19 protein-coding genes are annotated in these 17,001 nt (G+C 67.2%); 13 read left to right on the forward strand and 6 right to left on the reverse strand.

Annotated features, from left to right (window positions below; all coding sequences use genetic code 11):
• Positions 1-106: 106 nt before the first annotated feature.
• The 10 genes from QMG61_RS02790 (at position 107) to QMG61_RS02835 (ending at position 8,178) form a co-directional block, all read left to right on the forward strand.
• On the forward strand, positions 107-538 hold the full coding sequence (locus QMG61_RS02790; RefSeq protein WP_283492805.1) for a hypothetical protein: 432 nt from the start codon (positions 107-109) through the stop codon (positions 536-538).
• A 38-nt stretch (positions 539-576) separates the two neighbouring features.
• The gene (locus QMG61_RS02795; RefSeq protein ID WP_283492806.1) at positions 577-1,461 is read left to right on the forward strand and encodes a hypothetical protein; all 885 of its coding nucleotides are present in this window, start codon (positions 577-579) and stop codon (positions 1,459-1,461) included.
• A 64-nt stretch (positions 1,462-1,525) separates the two neighbouring features.
• A complete protein-coding gene (locus tag QMG61_RS02800) occupies positions 1,526-2,752 on the forward strand; it encodes a V-type ATPase 116kDa subunit family protein (RefSeq protein ID WP_283492807.1) in 1,227 nt (408 codons plus the stop codon).
• Positions 2,749-3,183, forward strand: a complete 435-nt coding sequence (locus QMG61_RS02805; RefSeq protein WP_283492808.1) for an ATP synthase subunit C — start codon at positions 2,749-2,751, stop codon at positions 3,181-3,183. The genes QMG61_RS02800 and QMG61_RS02805 overlap by 4 nt, the downstream gene beginning before the upstream one ends.
• Before the next feature lie 14 nt (positions 3,184-3,197).
• Positions 3,198-3,422, forward strand: coding sequence for a V-type ATP synthase subunit F (locus QMG61_RS02810; protein WP_283492809.1), 225 nt, complete (start codon positions 3,198-3,200; stop codon positions 3,420-3,422).
• Positions 3,419-3,943 carry a hypothetical protein gene (locus tag QMG61_RS02815; protein WP_283492810.1) on the forward strand — a complete coding sequence of 175 codons (525 nt, stop codon included), beginning with the start codon at positions 3,419-3,421 and terminating at the stop codon, positions 3,941-3,943. The genes QMG61_RS02810 and QMG61_RS02815 overlap by 4 nt, the downstream gene beginning before the upstream one ends.
• Positions 3,931-5,679: a V-type ATP synthase subunit A gene (locus QMG61_RS02820; RefSeq protein ID WP_283492811.1), complete on the forward strand. Its 1,749-nt coding sequence runs from the start codon at positions 3,931-3,933 to the stop codon at positions 5,677-5,679. Before QMG61_RS02815 ends, QMG61_RS02820 begins: the two co-directional genes overlap by 13 nt.
• Positions 5,676-7,115 carry a V-type ATP synthase subunit B gene (locus QMG61_RS02825; protein ID WP_283492812.1) on the forward strand — a complete coding sequence of 480 codons (1,440 nt, stop codon included), beginning with the start codon at positions 5,676-5,678 and terminating at the stop codon, positions 7,113-7,115. Before QMG61_RS02820 ends, QMG61_RS02825 begins: the two co-directional genes overlap by 4 nt.
• Positions 7,112-7,753, forward strand: coding sequence for a V-type ATP synthase subunit D (locus QMG61_RS02830; protein ID WP_283492813.1), 642 nt, complete (start codon positions 7,112-7,114; stop codon positions 7,751-7,753). Before QMG61_RS02825 ends, QMG61_RS02830 begins: the two co-directional genes overlap by 4 nt.
• Complete coding sequence (locus QMG61_RS02835; protein ID WP_283492814.1) at positions 7,753-8,178, forward strand: universal stress protein; 426 nt, start codon at positions 7,753-7,755, stop codon at positions 8,176-8,178. The genes QMG61_RS02830 and QMG61_RS02835 overlap by 1 nt, the downstream gene beginning before the upstream one ends.
• Positions 8,179-8,236: 58 nt before the next feature.
• Here the strand turns inward: QMG61_RS02835 and QMG61_RS02840 are convergent, their stop codons facing one another.
• From QMG61_RS02840 to QMG61_RS02850, 3 genes are all read right to left on the reverse strand, one after another.
• The gene (locus QMG61_RS02840; protein WP_283492815.1) at positions 8,237-8,536 is read right to left on the reverse strand and encodes a DUF427 domain-containing protein; all 300 of its coding nucleotides are present in this window, start codon (positions 8,534-8,536) and stop codon (positions 8,237-8,239) included.
• A complete protein-coding gene (locus QMG61_RS02845; protein WP_283492816.1) occupies positions 8,533-9,243 on the reverse strand; it encodes a Crp/Fnr family transcriptional regulator in 711 nt (236 codons plus the stop codon). The genes QMG61_RS02840 and QMG61_RS02845 overlap by 4 nt, the downstream gene beginning before the upstream one ends.
• Positions 9,244-9,313: 70 nt before the next feature.
• Positions 9,314-9,772 (reverse strand): hypothetical protein, encoded by a 459-nt coding sequence (locus QMG61_RS02850; RefSeq protein WP_283492817.1) that lies wholly within the window; start codon positions 9,770-9,772, stop codon positions 9,314-9,316.
• Between the two features lie 150 nt (positions 9,773-9,922).
• On the opposite strand from QMG61_RS02850, the gene QMG61_RS02855 reads away from it, so the two are divergent.
• Positions 9,923-10,411 (forward strand): nitroreductase family deazaflavin-dependent oxidoreductase, encoded by a 489-nt coding sequence (locus QMG61_RS02855; RefSeq protein ID WP_283492818.1) that lies wholly within the window; start codon positions 9,923-9,925, stop codon positions 10,409-10,411.
• Positions 10,412-10,484: 73 nt separating this feature from the next.
• On the opposite strand, the gene QMG61_RS02860 is transcribed toward QMG61_RS02855, so the two are convergent.
• From QMG61_RS02860 to QMG61_RS02870, 3 genes are read right to left on the reverse strand one after another with little or no spacing between them, the layout of a single operon-like run.
• Positions 10,485-13,031: a transglycosylase domain-containing protein gene (locus QMG61_RS02860; RefSeq protein WP_283492935.1), complete on the reverse strand. Its 2,547-nt coding sequence runs from the start codon at positions 13,029-13,031 to the stop codon at positions 10,485-10,487.
• A 43-nt stretch (positions 13,032-13,074) separates the two neighbouring features.
• The gene (locus tag QMG61_RS02865; protein WP_283492819.1) at positions 13,075-14,118 is read right to left on the reverse strand and encodes a cytochrome c oxidase assembly protein; all 1,044 of its coding nucleotides are present in this window, start codon (positions 14,116-14,118) and stop codon (positions 13,075-13,077) included.
• A gap of 31 nt (positions 14,119-14,149) precedes the next feature.
• Complete coding sequence (locus tag QMG61_RS02870; RefSeq protein ID WP_283492820.1) at positions 14,150-14,623, reverse strand: MarR family transcriptional regulator; 474 nt, start codon at positions 14,621-14,623, stop codon at positions 14,150-14,152.
• 82 nt (positions 14,624-14,705) lie between these two features.
• Between QMG61_RS02870 and QMG61_RS02875 the strand changes: the two genes are divergently transcribed.
• Entirely contained in the window at positions 14,706-16,496 is a 1,791-nt protein-coding gene (locus QMG61_RS02875) for a chloride channel protein (RefSeq protein ID WP_283492821.1), read from the forward strand.
• Positions 16,497-16,632: 136 nt separating this feature from the next.
• Positions 16,633-16,791 carry a hypothetical protein gene (locus tag QMG61_RS02880; protein ID WP_283492822.1) on the forward strand — a complete coding sequence of 53 codons (159 nt, stop codon included), beginning with the start codon at positions 16,633-16,635 and terminating at the stop codon, positions 16,789-16,791.
• The last annotated feature ends 210 nt before the right edge of the window (positions 16,792-17,001 follow it).

A 17,001-nucleotide genomic window follows, 5' to 3' on the forward strand; every position in this document is an offset into this window, starting at 1 on the left:
GGCCGCTGGGATCCACAGGCTCGCTTCGGTCCCCCGCCGCCCGGCAGCGCCCCAGCGACGAAATCGCCGTATAATCAGGGTACTTGCATGTTGCAGGGGAGGTGCCATGGCACGGCCGAACATTTTGGACCGCTTCCGTCCTGCCGGCGCGCCGGGCGCGGCGGGCCCGGCCGGTGTCCCCTCCTCTGATCGGCTCGGACCGGCCGCGGAGCTGGCCGCCGTCTTCGCCGCACTCGCAACCGACGTGGAATCCTGTCAGGGGCTCGTACAGGCCGCCCGGCTGGCTTCGGAAAGTGAGTTGTCCCACGCCAGGGAGAGTGCCGACGCGCTGATCGCCCAGGCCCGATTGGATGCGGGGGCCGAACAGTCGCGCGCCGCAGCACGCGTCCTGGACGCCGCTTCGGAAACTGATACCCAGTTGCTGGAGCGGGCCGATGGGGAGGCAGCCGAGCTCCGGGAAACCGGCACGGCCCGGATGCCCGCGGCGGTCCGGCAGGTCATCGATACCCTGCTGGCCGAGCAGCTGACTCGGCCATGAACGCGGATTGGGTCGCTGCCTCCGTCCGGGCGCGATCCATGGCCGAGCGCCGGGTCGGGGCGGGCACAAGCCGCACTATCGCGGCCCAGCCCAGTTTGACCGCGGGTCTTTCCCTGCTCGCGGACACCGTTTACGCCGATCGAATCGGCGATCTCACCGCTCTCGCCGCTGCGGAACGCGCCACCCGCGAGACGGTGCTGTGGCATCTCCGGGTGCTCGCAGGGTGGATGCCGGCTACCGGCACGCGGCTGGCGCGGGCGGTCGCCGCCGCGTACGAGCGCGACAACATCCTCGGTCTGGCCCGCAGCCTGGCTGAGGGCGGGGCCGCGGCGGTGCCCTTCGATCTTGGATCGCTGGGGACGGCGTGGTCGCGGCTGCAGCGGGCGTCGACCCCCGATGAGCTCACCGAAGCCCTGCGCACGTCCTCCTGGGGAGACGCGGTGCATGGTGGCGGGGCCGCGTTGCCGGACATGCTGACCCTGGTCTGGCTGCGTCGGCTCGCCGAGGTCACGGCGGCGGCGCGGCCCTGGGCCGAAGCCGTGGCGGCCCTGACCGTCGCACGGTTACGCCTGGTCGATGGAGCCGAACCCGGAGTGGGCATGCGGCGGCTGGTCCGCCCGCTGTTGGGCGAACGGTGGCAGGACGCCACGGATCTCACCACGCTGCGTCCACTGTTGCCGCGCTCCGCCGGGGCCGTGCTCCAAGGCGTCGACACGCCCGAAGACCTGTGGCGCGCGGAGTCTCGGCTCCGGGCGACGGTCGAAGCCGACGGTTTTCGCCTGCTTCGTGGTTCCATGCCCGGCCCCGAGGTCGTGCTCGGCGGCATTGCGGTGCTGGCGATGGACGCCTGGCGGGTTCGGGCAGCCCTGGCAGCCACGGCCTCCGGAACGGGTTCCAGCGAGGTGCTCGATGCCGTGGCGTGAATCCCTCAGCCCCATTCAGATGAAGCGGGTGGCTCTCGTGGCCCCTTTGGAGCGACGGAGCGACGTGCTCCTTCTCGTTGCCCGCAGCGCCAACGTGGAGCTTGACCTGCCCTACCCGCCGGGCGACGGCCAGGAGGAACTCGACCGGGCGGTGGAGTCGGCCGTCGTGTCCGCTCCGATCGCCGGGTGGGTGGGGTGGATCCCCGCCAGGGAGCTTTCCGCCCTCACCGAAGATCTCGCGGGCCTGGGTGCGGCCGTCGTCCCCCTGGAGCGACCAAGGGGCGTGCAGCCTCCGACGCTGCTGACCGGGCTCGGCGCAGGCCGGGCAGGGCTGTCCCGCACCTTGGTTGATACCTACGGGACCGTGCCGTACGCGGACGTGGACCCGTCGCGGCTGGCCGGAGTGGCGTACGTGGTCATGTTCGGCATGATGTTCGGTGACCTGGGCCACGGCGCGGTTCTGCTCCTGGCCGGTCTGCTTCTCCGCAGTGGCCGGATCCGACGGTTGAAGAGGCTCAGGAAAACCTGGCTCTTCGTGGCGGGAGCCGGGCTGACCTCGATGATCTTCGGCGCGCTCTACGGGGAGGCCTTCGGCCCCACCGGGTTGGTGCCCGTGCTCTGGCTTGAGCCCATGACCAACCCCATTCCGCTGCTGGTGACGGCCCTGGTCTTCGGCGCCGTGCTGCTCGCCGGCGCTTACGCGCTGGGAACGATCAACCGGGTGAGGGAGGGCGGCTGGGCGTACGCGCTGTACGCTAGTTCCGGTGCGGCCGGCTCCGTGCTGTTCGTGGCTGTTGGCCTTCTCATCTGGGGAATCCTGGCCAGCCTCTCCCCCGTGATCGTGATCGCCGTCGTGCTGGCCCTGGCCGCGCTGACCTTTATCTTCATCGGCTTCTTCGTCGATGCCGGTGGCGGCGGAACCGGCGTCGTCCAGGCCGTCATCGAGCTTGTGGACACCGTGATCCGGCTCGGCTCGAACGTCGTCTCGTTCGCTCGGCTTGCGGCGTTCGGGCTCACCCACGCCGCGCTGTTGACCGTCGTCTGGACCGCGACGACGGCGCTCTGGGCTCCGGATTGGCGGGCAGCGGCCGCCATACTCGTCTTTCTGGTCGGCAATGTGCTCACCTTTGCGTTGGAGGCGTTGGTGGCCGGAGTTCAGGCCCTTCGGCTGGAGTACTACGAGCTTTTTTCCCGAATTTTCCAATCGGAGGGGCGTCCGTTTCATCCTTGGGCGCCGGTCCTTGCCCCCGAGCTCCACCCCGACAGTTCCCTCGAAAGGCGTCAACCGTGAACATTTGGCTCGGTACCATTCCCGCATTGCTCCTGGCCGCCACCGGCGCCATTGTGTTGCTGAAGCGCCGGGGGAAGTCAGGCGTCACCCTGCTGGTCGGGATCAACGCAGCCGTGATGGTCGGCGCGTTGGCCCTGGTGGCCGCGGCGTTGAACCCGGGTCCCGCTGTGGCCGCCAATCTGGTCGTGCCGGCAGCGACGGCGGCCACGACCACCGGAAGCGGCGGTGCCGCGCTGATCGCCGCCGCAATCGCCGTGGCCGGATCGTCCATCGGGGCGGCGTTCGCCGTCGCCTACACCGGGTCCGCTGCGCTCGCGGCGATGAGTGAACGCCCCGAGATCTTCGGGCGCGCCATGGTGGTCGTCGGGTTGGCCGAAGGCATCGCCATTTACGGACTGATCATTGCGATCATCCTCATCGGCAAGGCCTGAGGCGGATCACGATCATGCCGACCAGGATCGCCGCGCTGGGCGAACAGTCACTACTGGAAGGGTTCACGCTGGCCGGGGCCGGCGTCTATCCCGCCGAAACCGACGAGGAGGTACGCCGGGCGTGGGCCGAGCTGCCGGAAGGGACCGGCATCGTGCTGCTGACGCCGCGGGCTGCGGAGGCCCTGGGGGCCATCATCGCGAACCCGCACGGCCCGTTGACCGCGGTGCTGCCGTCATGACGGGTCTGCCGACCGGGGCGGATGCCACCCTGGCGCCGGTTCGTGATTCGTTGCGCGCCGCTGCCCTCGCCACTGTCGCTGAGATCGGGCACGACGCCCGCGAACGGGGGCAGGCGCTGCTTGCCGCGGCAGGGCGGGAGGCCGACGGGATCCGCGCGGCGGCGGCCGCGGCCGGCGAGGACGCCGCCCGATCCGAGGCGACGATGCGCTCCGCCCGGGTACGCCGACAGGCCCACGAGACCGTGCTGACCCAGCGCAATGCGCTGCGACTGGAGCTCCAGGAGAAGGTGCGCGTGTCCGCAACAGCGCTACGGACCGACCCGCGTTACCCGGACCTGCTCGCCGGGCTCATCGAACGAGCCCATGCCCTGCTCGGACCCGACGCGACCGTCACCGAAAACGAGGACGGCGGTGTCACCGCCGAGGCCGGCTCGCGCCGCCTGGATCTGTCTCTGCCGACCCTGGCCGCCGACACACTCGCTCAGATGTCACCGGAGGTGGCTGACCTGTGGCGACGCTAGGTGAGCCACAGGCGGGAACCGTCGTGAGAGTGAGCGGTCCGCTGATGGAGGTCGACGGGGTGGAGGGCGTTGCCATGCTGGAAATTCTGGCCGTCGGGCCCCAGCGGATCAGCGCGGAGACCGTGGCGATCGCGGGCAACCGGGCGACGCTGCAGGCCTACGAATACACCGGCGGCGTCAAGGCCGGCGACGCGGCGGTCGCCACCGGCAATCAGCTCACCGGCCTGCTCGGGCCGGGCCTGCTCGGCCAGGTCTTCGATGGGTTGATGCGGCCGCTGTCCTCGGCGCCGCTCTGGCTGACGCCGGGAAGGTCGACCTCCGAGGAGGATCCCGGCATCCTGGCACGAAAATGGACCTTCGTTCCCTCAGCGGCGGTCGGCGAGCAGGTCTCACCCGGCGACGTGCTCGGCACCGTGCCGGGTGCCGGCTCTGTGGAACACCGAGTGCTTGTGCCACCGGGGATTTCTGGTGAACTGGCCTGGCTGGCGTCGGAGAGCCAGGTGCGCGCGCTCGATCCGGTCGCCCGGATCGGCTCCCGGGAAGTCAGCTTGGCGGAACGCTGGCCGGTGCGCTCCGCCCGTCCTTTCCGGGACCGTCCCGCGGGGGCCGTCCCCCTGCACACCGGTCAGCGCGTGCTCGACCTGATGTATCCGCTGGCCCGCGGTGCCGCCGCCGCCGTGCCGGGCGGATTCGGCACCGGCAAGACCATGCTGCTGCAGCAGATTGCCAAGTGGAGTGACGCGGATGTGATCGTCTACGTGGGCTGTGGCGAACGGGGCAATGAGATGGCCGACGTGCTGGACGGCCTGTCACAACTCGTCGACGAACGCACCGGAGGCAAACTCATCGACCGCACGGTCATCATCGCCAACACCTCCAATATGCCGATGATGGCGCGCGAAGCCAGCATCTATACCGGAATTTGCGTCGCCGAGTACTACCGGGACATGGGGTACGACGTCGTTGTGATCGCCGACTCCACCTCTCGCTGGGCCGAGGCGCTGCGGGAGTTCGCCAACCGCAACGGTGACCTTCCGGCGGAGGACGGCTACCCGGCGAACCTGGCTTCGGCGCTTGCGGCCTTCTATGAACGGGCCGGACGGGTGACCACCCTCGGCGGGCGCACGGCATCCGTCACCGTGATCGGGGCGGTGTCCCCACCCGGCGGTGACATGACGGAACCCGTCACCACCGACACCCAACGATTCGTCCGGTGCCTGTGGCTCCTCGACCGGGACCTGGCCTACTCACGGCACTATCCCGCGGTCAGCTGGACCGGTTCCTTCACGCGCGACGAAGAAGCGGTCGGGCGCTGGCACACCGCGAACGGAGACCCCGGCTGGGCAAAGCGGCGCGCCCGGGCCGCGTCGCTCCTGGCCGAGGCCGACCGGCTGGGTGACCTGGCCGACATCATCGGCGCGAACTCGCTCCCCGGTCACGAACGGATGGTGCTGCTGGGTGGGCGTCTGCTGCGGGACGGAGTCCTGATGCAAAACGCGCTGAGCGCCAACGACGGCTTCTGCTCGGCGGAGAAGGGTGCAGCCCTGCTGGATCTTGTCCTCGACGTCGTCGACACCTGCCAGAAACTCGTCGAAGACGGCGTCCCCGCGACTTCGATCGAACAGGCCGATCACGGGCCGGTGCTCCGGGCCCGCGAAGAGACCGGACCGAGGGACGCCGCTGCCGTGTCTTCCCGCCGGGCCGAGATCGTGCGCGGGCTGGAGGCACTCAGATGACGGACAGAACGACGACGCCCGGCGCAGCAGACTCCGAGAACTTGCCCCGCAAGGCCGAGGGGCGCATCTCGCACGGCGACGTTCGCGAGCTGCGCGGTCCCCTGTTGGTGATGGGAGACGTCGCGGGCGTCGGGTGGGACGAGTTCGCCTCCGTGGACGTCGCCGGCCGGGAACGGCACGGACTGGTGCTCGAGGTCGACCATGACCTCGTGACACTACAGGTGCTGGAAGGAACCGATGGGATGGCGCCCGGAAACATCCGGGTTCGATTCGCGGGTCAGCCGCTGCGGATTCCGGTCGGGCCCGGCTGGCTCGGCCGGGTGTGCAATGGCCGCGGGGAGCCCCTTGACGGAGGCCCACCAGTCACCGGGGACACCACACTGCCCGTCAGCGGCTGGCCCCTCAACCCGGTGCACCGCGAACCACCTCAGGAACCGGTCCTCACCGGCATCTCCGTGATCGACGCCCTGACCACCCTGGTCAGGGGCCAGAAACTTCCCATCTTCTCGGTGCCGGGGCTGCCCCACTTAGCCCTCGCGACCCAGATCGCCGCCCAGGCCACCTCCGGCGGCACCGCGTTCCGAGTCGTCTTCGCGGCCATGGGGCTGACCCACGCCGACATCGCCTATGTACGCGACCGGCTGGAGGAACGGTCAGCGGCCGGCGAGCTCGTGCTGTTGCTCAACGCCGCCGATGACCCCGTCATCGAGCGAATTCTCACCCCCCGGATCGCGCTGACAGTTGCCGAACACCTGGCCTACACCGAGGGTCACGATGTGCTGGTCATCATGTCGGACATGACCAGCTACGCCGAGGCCGTGCGCGAGGTCTCGGCCGCCCGACGTGAGATCCCGGCCAGGCGCGGCTACCCCGGCTACCTCTACAGCGACCTGGCCAGCCTGTACGAACGCTGTGGCCGGGTCCGTGGGCAGAACGGCTCGGTGACGATCGTGCCCGTGCTCACCATGCCCGCCGGCGACATCACGCATCCGGTTCCCGATCTGACCGGCTACATCACGGAGGGTCAGATCGTCCTGTCGGCGGAGGTCGCCGCGCGCGGGATCTACCCGCCCGTGGACGCATTGTCTTCATTGTCGCGCCTGATGCGCAGCGGCGCCGGCGCGGGGCGCACCCGCGAGGACCATCTGGACGTGGCCGCCCAGGTTCTCGCTGCCCTGGCCAGGGCCCGGCAGGCCGCCGAGCTGGCGGAACTGGTCGGTGCCGGAGCTCTCAGCGAAACGGACCGCAGCTACATCGCCTACCGCGGCCAGGTCGAGAGCGGACTGCTGAATCAGGGACACGATGAGCTGCGCTCCCTGGACGACACGCTGGGCCGGGCCTGGTCAGCGCTGGCCACGCTGCCCCGCCAGGAACTGACCATGCTGTCCACGGAGTTCCTGGACCGCTACCTGCCGGAGGGGTCGGAGGCGTCGTGACGGACACGGGACGATCGGGAAAGGTGCGCCTCGAGCAGCGCCTGATCACGGCCAGACGCGGCGCCGCCCTACTGGACCGCAAACAGCACATCATGACCGATGAACTCGATCGTCTCCAGTTGCACGCCGACGGCATCCGCCACGAGTGGGAGGACCGGGCGCGGGACGCCGCCGTGTGGCTGCGCCGCGCCGCGGCTCTGGACGGTCGGGAGCGCATCGAGGCCGCCGCGCCCGTCGAGCCGGCCGTGGTCGAGATCCACTGGGGCGGTGCCATGGGCGTCACCTATCCGGAGGACGCCGACTGCCGACTACCGGACGCCACGGAGCACGGCGGCAGTTCGGCGCTGTCCTACGCGAGGATCGCCCACCGATCCGCTCTCGCCGCAGCGGTCCAGCACGCCGCGGTCCAGCGTGCGGTGTTGCTTCTGTCCACGGAACTCACGGCAACCCGAACCCGGCAGCGGGCCGTTGAGAACCGCTGGATCCCCAGGCTGGAAGAGAGGCTGAGCGCGATTCAACGCAAGCTCGAGGACCAGGAACTCGAAGAAGGCCTTCGGGTGCGGTGGGCTGCGGACAGGCAGACGAGTCCCGGCAGCCAGGCCACCCGGCCGAGAACGTCTGAACGGAAGGAGTCTTGATGAGTGACACCATCCTGCTGGCCGTCAACGATTCGCCTGCGGCGTTCACTGCAGTAGACGCGGCCGTCGACCAGGCCAGGCGGCTCGGCGCCCGACTGTGTGCCGTGATGGTCATCGAGGAAAGTGAGATGGACCGACACCTCGATGAAACGGAGCCCTTGGCCCGGCGTCGGGAGCTGGCGGCTGAGGCGGTTCTCAACCACGTTCTCACCGTGGCTACCCGGGCCGGGGTCGAGGTCACGGCGCGTCGACGCAACGGCCGGGTTGCCGCGGAAATTCTCGCCGAGGCACACGAGGTCCACGCAACCATGATCGTCATGGCCAGGGTCGATCGCCCCGGCCATGCCATGCCGTTTATCGGCAGCCATACCCTGCGGGTACTGGAGTTTGCTCGGGTTCCGGTGTTGGTGGTGCCGGAGGGTTGACCGCACCGGTCTCGTCTGTGGAGGAACGTCCGGCGCGGTCGCGTGATCTCCCGTGGTTCTAGGCTCGGTCGTCGTTGATTCGAATCCCGTGCTGAGGAGCGAACGCGACCATATCCCTGATCCGCCAGGCCAGCGGGGAGGGCAACGGGTAGGACCAGGCGGCATTCGCCAAGTGCTGTTCTTCGGCCGCAACATGATAGTAGCGGGCGATTCCCTTCCAGTAGCACAGGGTGCGCACCCAGCTCTTGCGCAATATAGCGGGGGCAACTGACTCGCGGGGAAAGTAGTGGTTGCCCTCGAGGTAGATCGTCACCTCCGATTGGGCGAGGATGGTGCCGTGGTAACTGGCGGTGATCATGCCGTTCTCCTGGCTATGGTGTGCAGGCCGTCGGTGTCCTGGATGATGATGCGTCCCCGGCCCTGCCTGATGAGGTTGCGGGTGGCGAAATCGGCCATGGTCTTGCTGGTGGCTTCCCTCGTCGCACCGAGCAGCCCGGCCAGTTGCTCATGCGTGAGCCGCAGAATGGCACCGTGGCCGAACCGGGGTGTCCGTGTCCCCTCGGCGAGCGTGAGCAAAGTGCCGGCGGCACGTGCGGCCAGTGGCCGGAGGGCGAGATCGGTCAGCCGTCCCTCGAGCCGGGCGACCTGTTCCCCCAACAGCCGGGAGATGCGGACGGCGATGCGGGGGTCGGAGAGGAAGTACCGCTCGACCTCGGCGACGCTGAGCTGGCAGATCGCGGCGTCCTCGATCGCTTCGGCATAGTTGTCGTACATTCGCTGGCCGACGAGGAGCATCTCCCCGAACACGGCGCCCGGGTCGAGGATCGCCATGGTCAGCGCCTTCCCGTCCTCCGTCACGCGGAAGACACGAACCCGGCCGGCCTTGAGGATGAAGAGCGCGGTGACCGGCTGGCTTTGACTGAAGACGAGTTCCCCGGCCCGGAACGTGCGAGCCGGGGTCATCAGGTTCATCGCGTCGATCTCGGCCGGGCTCAGGTCCGCGAATAGTTCAACCTCGGTCAGGCAGCTGAACGGTTCGGCGGGTGTCGATACCAACGGGTTCACCTCTCGAGCGTCTGGAGACCAGGGACGGACGTCCCCGGTCGGGGCCGCGCTCAGCTCGTCCCCGCAGCACTCACGCACGGCTCTTCAGGACGCGCACGGCCGTCAGACCAAGAATAGCCCCGTAGATCAGGTGTCCCATCAGGGAGAACACACTGCTCATATCCACGCTGAACACGGGCATACCGAGCATGAGGGGCATCATCACCAGGGGGCCGAGAAGCCACCAGATGGCTCCGTAGCTCATGCCGACGAGGGCGCCTCGGCCGTAGCCGGTGAGGAGGCGGTTGCCGAACAGAACGGTCAGACCCAGGCCGATCAGCACGGAAATCATCAGGTGCACGGCCAAGCCGACCCAGGGCGACGTCGAGCCGACCATGGACGCGATCACGGTCAGCATGCCCATCATGGCCATCAGCATGCCGAAGACGAGCCCACCGGCGAGTCCCCCGATCACTCCGGCGAGGGTGCGTCTGCGAAACGTTGCGGACACGGCAGTGGACGGGTGAGACAAAACGGGTGAAGCAGTCATGGTGCGAACCTTTCATCAGGGGAAATCTTCCAGGGTCTGAAAGCTATTCCGCGGCCGAACCACAGTTCTGCGATCTGGGACACACAACCAGGAAAAGGGCCGCGGGTCAGGGTCACCCTCGAACCGGGAACGAGGGAGGAGGATGGGACGATGAATCAAAAGCGCGCTCCGCGGCCACCGGCCGGAATCCTGCGTTGGCTGCTGCACCTGCCCGTGCACGCGTTCCACGCGAGACTGGGGTTTCTGTTCGGGCACCGATTCCTGATGTTGGTTCACCGGGGGCGCAAGTCCGGAAGAATATTCGAGACTCCCCTGGAGGTCGTTCACTACGACCGGGATTCGCGGGAGGCCGTGGTCATGGCGGGGTGGGGATCCCGAACCCAGTGGCTGCACAACGCCGAGGCGGGACTGGCGACGGAGATCTGGATCGGCTCGTCACGGTTCGTTCCTGCAGTGCGCCGACTCGGTCTGGATGAGGCCCAGAAGGTCTTCGAGCACTACGAGCGGCACAGCGGACTGCCGCGCCGCCTCGTCCGGCGGGTTCTGAGCCGGCTCCTCGGCTGGCGCTATGACGGCTCTCCCGAGGGTCGCCGACGGGTCGTCGAACAGCTGCCACTGATCGGATTCCGCCCCGCCTGAACGGTGGGCCGTCCGGCTCCGCTCACCGCCTCGGCGATGGTCTTCCAGCCCAGGTGGCCGACGGATCGTTGATTCAGCCGAGCGTGCCGACGCTGAGGTTGACGACGTCCCCCGGCTGGGCGAGGGTCCCCGCAGCCGGCGTCATCGCCGTGACGGCCCCGACCTGTGCTGGATCGGTCACGACCTCGTCGATGGTGACGACGGAGTAGGCGCTGAGCCGGGCCCTGGCGGTGCGTTCGCGCAAACCGATGACGTCGGGCAGGGGTTTCTGAGACCCGTCGCTCGTGTAGACGGTGACGCTGGAACCCGGGTTGGTCCTCGTGCCTGCGGCCGGGGCCGATCGGACGACCGTTCCGGCCGGCAATTCCGAGGCCGTGGCACCGCCGTCTGTCAGAGCGAATCCGGCCGACTCCAGGGACCCTCGCGCTTCAACGAGTGACGTGCCGCGCACGTCCGGCACGGGCACCGGGACACCGTAGATGGTCTTGTGCGACGCTTCGGCGAAGGGCGCCCCGCCGTATTTGGCATTGGCGACCGACATGACGTCTGGCCACATCCGATGGCGTGCGGTTGCAGCCTGCCCGCCATCGAAGTAGATCCCGCGCTGGTTGGCTGCCCCGGTGACGCTGACCACTCCGACGACCGTTGCGACCGTCGAACTGGCCCCGCTCATCCAGGTGTCCTTGTTTTCGTCGGTTGTTCCAGTCTTTCCGATCATGGGAACCCGCGGAGACGTAGCCCGATACGACTGCCTCGCCGTTCCACTGGTCATGACCTGATGCATCGCGTAGGTCATCCCCGCGTCGACCGCAGGCGAAACTGATTGGGAGCACTCGGACTGCGAGATGGGGATTGCCGCGCCGTCCGGGCCCGTGATCGAGTCGATGGCTACCGGAGTACAGGTGGTGCCGTTGTTGGCAATTCCGGCGAAGGCAACGGCCATCGTCAGAGGTGCGATCTCGTTGGTACCGATCACGGTCGCGGCGCTTTGCAGCAGCGGGTCACCGTCGGCCCGGTGCACATCAAAGGCCTCGGCCCGCTTGCGGATGGCACAGAGGTCGAGCTGCTTTGCCATGCCGATGAAGCCGGTATTGATCGAATCGATCGTCGATTCCAGGGCGCTGTAGTGCGCACCGTTCTCACGGCTTGAGTCATTCTTCGGGTTGTAGCCGGGGTAGGTTTGCGGTCCCCGGCAGCTGTCAGCGAACGTGCCCCAATGGCTGGTGCGCCGGGAGTTGACGCGTTCGCTGAGCGCGTGGCCGTCGGCCAGCCACTGCGCCAGGGTGAAGACCTTGTAGGTAGATCCCGGCTGAAAGCCGCGGGATCCGCCGTCCGTGAAATCAGTGTTGTAGTTGATACCGGTGGAGCTTGCTCCCGTGGACAGCACGGCCGGATCCTGGCTGTAGTCCTTGTTCTGGGCCATCGCGAGCACCCGCCCGGTTCCGACTTGAACGCTCGTGACCACGCCGCCGACGTCCCAGCCGGGATACGTTTTGGGGACGTTGGCCGTGAGCGTGGCGACCGCCGCGTTTTGTAGGTCAAGGTCCAGGGTTGTGTACACGTTGTAGCCGCCTCGCCGGAAATTGAGCAGCCGGGTGTCCTTCTCTTTGCCGAACGCCGGGTCATTGCGCAGTTGCCGGGTGACGTAGTCGCAGAAATAGGCGCTGGCGCCGGCCGTCTTGCAGCCCGTGCTCGGCTCCGTGATGGCGGGCTCGATCGGGACCGCACGGGCCGCGGCGTGATCGGCCTGGCCGATCAGGTGGAGCCCCAGCATCTCGTCCAGGATGTAATCGCGTCGGCTCTTGTTGGCCGCATAGCCGTTGGCGGCGCCGTTCGTTTCGCTGGCCGGATCGTCCAGTTGAAACTTGACCGGGTTGTTCACGATTGCGACGAGACTGGCGGCCTGCGGCAAGGTCAGACTCGCGGCCGACGTGTTGAAGTAGTAGTTCGCGGCCGCTTCGATTCCGTAGACGGTTCCCCCGAAACCGGCAATGTTCAGGTATTGACGAAGGATGTCCTGCTTGGAATATTTCTTCTCCAGACCGATGGCCAGCCTCATTTCCTTCAGCTTGCGGTCCACGGTCGTCTCGGTCGCGGCCAGGTAGCAGGCGCCCCGTGCTTTCGCGTCGGTAAGGACCTCGCACTTCTGCACGAGTACGTTCTTGACGTACTGCTGAGTGATGGAGGATCCGCCCTGGGTGGCACTGCCGGTTGCGGTCCTGAGGGTCGCCCGAACGGTTCCTTGCAGGTCGATGCCGCCATGCTCGTAGAAGCGGGGGTCCTCACCTGCGACGGCGGCGTCCTTGACGAACGGGCTGATCGCATCCCACGACACCTCAACCCGGTTCTGGTCATAGAACGAGGCCAGGAGGACCGGCGTGCCGTCACTCTGCGTGGCGTAGATGTTGCTCTTCTGAGAGAGCGGTTCAATCGCCAGGTAGCTCGGAAGGTTCTCGAACGTGGCGACGGCGTTCGAGGCCGCCAACCCGGACAGGGCCAACGCCGGAGTGACAGACGCAGTTGCAAGTACTCCGGCAACGGCGCTCAGTGCGACGAAGCCGAGGAATCCCCCCAGAGCTCCGTGAACGGTCCGGGGTGGTATCGAGGCATTGTTCCTCATCACGGCAGGGTGTCCTCCAGGTCAATCGCGGGTAGATAAAAGGTCACGGTGATTCAACAGTCGAGACCGTCGGCGATGTCGATGCCACCGAACCGCGAACGTCCCTGGCAGCGATCGCGGCGAGATACTCGTTGTAGGCGAGACGTTCAGCGTCGCCGTTGTTCGCTGCCTTCCTGTCGGCGAAACGATCACGCCGAGTGGCCGAACTCTGCCAGCGCATGAACAACGCGCCCAACACGAGCAGGGTCGGCAGCTCGGTGAACCCCCAGGCGATGCCACCGCCCATGGCCTGGTCGGCCAACGGCGAGATGTTCCAGCCGGGAACGGGGTGCGCGTAAAAGCCGACGATCGGGGCCACCGACATCATGACGATGACGCCAAAGAAGGCGTGAAACGGAACAGTGATGAAGAGTTCCAGGATGGCCAGCACCGGCGCGGCGAGCCTGCGCACCCCACGCCCGGCTTGCCGTGGTGACGGGTCAACGCCCATGATGCCCCAGAAGTAAAGCATCCCGACCAGCAGGAAATGGACCAGCATCAGGTTGTGCCCCCACATGCTCCCCATCAGGAAATCGAAGACGGGAGTGAAATAGAGTCCGTACAGGCTCATCAGGAACAGGCTTGTGGTGATCCCCGGATGCGTCAGGAAGCGGGCGAACCGACTATGCAACAGGGTGAGGAGCCCCCTGCGCAGGCTCCAGCCGCCGCCGTGTCTGGCGCGGAGCACCCGAAGCAACAGCGTCATCGGTGCACCGAGGGCGAGCAGCACCGGTGAGAACATGCTCAGTGTCATGTGCTGGACCATGTGCACGCTGAAAAGTTGCATCCCATAGCCGTCGAGTCCTGTGGCAGTCATCAGGACGAGCGTTGCCACACCGAGCATCCACCAGATTGTCCGTTGAAAGGGCCAGCGTGTACCGGTGCGGTGAAGCTGCCACACCGCTGCCAGATAGAGCACCGCCAGAAGGAACGCCAGCGCCGGCAGGACGGGAAACGGCTGCACGTGCCAACGCAGCAGATTCGACAGAGTCGGCGCTTGCGTCGGCATCCACATCGAACCCGACATGGTGTGAATGGTTGCGCTCACGCTCGGGTCCGGAAGCGGGAGTGGAGTCGGATCAGATCCCAAGGGTCAACAAATCCGGTGCCGGAGGCTCGCCTGCCGCATCCGCGAAGGCCTGGAATGCCGCTCCGACCGCGGCCTGCTGTTCACCCGTCATCGAGGAGAGAACGGCCGAGATATCGGACCGGCGGCGCGTGGTGACCTCCTCGACAAGGTCACGGCCGCTCTCGGTGAGTTCAAGGAGCACCTCGCGGCGGCTGTCCGGGCTCGAGGCGCGCTCCACCCAACCGCCGGCAACCATCCGGTCGATGAAGCGACTGAATGTCGACGGGATGACTCCCATCCTTTCCGCGACCGCGCCCATGCGCATCGGTCCCGCTGAACTGAGCACGACGAGCACCCGAAACTGCGGAAGGGTGACATCGTCCAGGGCGGAAACCATCGAGCGGGCCACCACTCCGAGGAGGGCGCGGGAGGCGGCAAGGGTGGCGTCGGCAGCCCGTGTGTCGGCTGTCGTGGGGTGGTCCATCGGTGGAACTCCGTTCCTGCAGGTGATAACCTGACTCTTGCACAAATGCAATAGTTGCAATAATACACATTTTGGAGCCCTGATGGCACAGCCCACTCTGCGCCTGCGGGGACTCCTGTCCCCGTTGCTGCGGTCAATCCACGCGTCGTTCGACCGACTCAGCACTGGGTCGACTCGGTTGCTGTTCATGGCGATCGTGGTCGGCGCGGGCGTCGGGTTCGCGGCCGTCGGGTTTCGGTGGCTGGTGACCGCGGCAACCGTAGTCTTCACCGGAACGGTCGACTACTCCGCGACCCAGGGCCACCCGGCCAATCCGTGGGTTCCGTGGCTGGGCGGCGCGTTCATCATCCTGGCCCCGGCGATCGGCGGGTTGCTCTACGGGCCCCTGGTGCACAAGTTCGCACCGGAAGCTCGCGGCCACGGCGTCCCTGAGGTCATGTACGCCGTCACGAAGCGAGGCGGACGCATCCCGGGCAAGGTTGCGATCGTCAAATCGCTTGCGTCGGCCATCACGATCGGATCCGGTGGTTCCGTGGGCCGTGAAGGCCCGATCGTGCAGATCGGCTCTGCACTCGGTTCGAGCCTCGGACGGGCGGCACGAATGCCGGAATCGCACCTGCGCACCCTGGTCGCCTGTGGTGCCGCCGGTGCCATCGCGGCGACCTTCAACGCACCGATTGCGGGCGTGTTCTTCGCCCTCGAACTGCTGCTTCGCGACTTCGCTGCCCGATCGTTCGGTGTGGTGGTCCTGTCCTCGGTCACCGCCTCGATCGTCGGCCGGTCGCTGCTGGGCGACCACCCGTTTCTCACTCTGCCCACCTTCACCATCGTCGACCCGTCGGAATTCGCCCTCTTCGCGGTGCTAGGCCTCGCGGCCGGACTGACCGGGGTCGGATTCACCAAGATCCTCTACGCCGTGGAAGACGCCTGCGACTGGGCGTGGCGAGGCAAGCCGGAATGGCTTCGCCCGGTGGCGGGTGGCCTCCTCCTCGGTCTGCTCCTCTTCGCCCTGCCCCAAATGTACGGGGTGGGCTATCCGGTGCTGGAGAGGGGCGTCCAGGGCGGATATGCGCTCGGTTTCCTGGCGCTGCTGCTCGTCGGCAAGGTCCTGGCCACGAGTCTGACCATCGGAATCGGCGGGTCGGGCGGGGTGTTCGCTCCCTCGTTGTTCATCGGAGCGATGCTTGGGGCCGCATTCGGCCAGATCGCCGGCACGCTGTTCCCCGTCTTCGCCGGGCAGACCGGCACGTTTGCCCTGGTCGGCATGGGTGCCGTCTTCGCCGGCGCCACGCGTGCGCCGATAACCGCCGCGATCATCTTGTTCGAACTGACCGGGGAATACTCCATCATCCTGCCCCTGCTGCTGGCCATTGTGATCGCGACCGGGGTGTCCCGAGTGCTCAGTAAGGACACGATCTACACCCTCAAACTTCGCCGTCGCGGGGTCGACGTGGATGGCGGGCCGGGCGGTGTCATCCTGCATTCGACCCTCGTGCGAGAGATCATGACGGACGCGCCGGACGCAGTGAGCTCTCGGCTGACCCCGGCCGAAGGAGCACGGATGCTGCTGGCCGCGGGAAAGCGTGCCCTGCCGGTCGTGCATCGCAACGGCGAATTCATCGGAATCGTGACCGTAGCCGCGATCTCGGACGCGATCGGGAATGACGAAGACGCCGCGCGGATCACGCTGAGCAACCTGATCGAACTGCCGACGGTTGCTCACCCTGACACCACGCTGGACGCCGTGCTCGAATCCGTCCTCGCCGCGAACGAGAGCGACGGCATCCCGGTCGTCGACTCAACCGGTAGGCTCCAGGGCTGGCTGACCCCGGACGCGGTGCTCCGCACGCTGACGACCGCACGCTCGTCGTAGGCCTCTTCCACTGCCGCTTGCCGATCGTCCTGCACCGAAAGGTGTGGCGTTTTTGCGTTGGACTTGCTAGGTTGAACGCCATGCTCCTGAGAGCGCTCTCTATGGTCCCCTATCCCACTCGAGAATCGGACAACTCATGACCTCGGAAACCTCAACCCTCGCCGGCGATTCGGCGCACGCCGAGCACCACCATGACGGCGGTGACCCGTTCGACGAGCTGCGGCAGCGGAGGCTCACCCTGTTCCGGGAGCGCCAGATCGACCTCGAAGCCGACGACGCGATGGCGGGTCGCTAGAAGTCGATCGCCGCCGACGCGCGCGCGGAGCAGGCGAGGCGGCGTGGGCTCCGTGGACGACTAGGTGTGGTCTCTTCTGCCCCGGTGTTTGCTAGGCTGGATCCAGCGCCCGTGAGAGCGCTCTCATTCAGACGAGGTCCGGGTGCAGCGACGGTTTTGACCCACGATGAATCGCCGCCGCGGCTGGTCCGTGGATATCGAAAAGGTGCA

This window comes from Cryobacterium sp. PH31-AA6, assembly GCF_030063195.1.
Taxonomy (GTDB): Bacteria; Actinomycetota; Actinomycetes; order Actinomycetales; family Microbacteriaceae; genus Cryobacterium.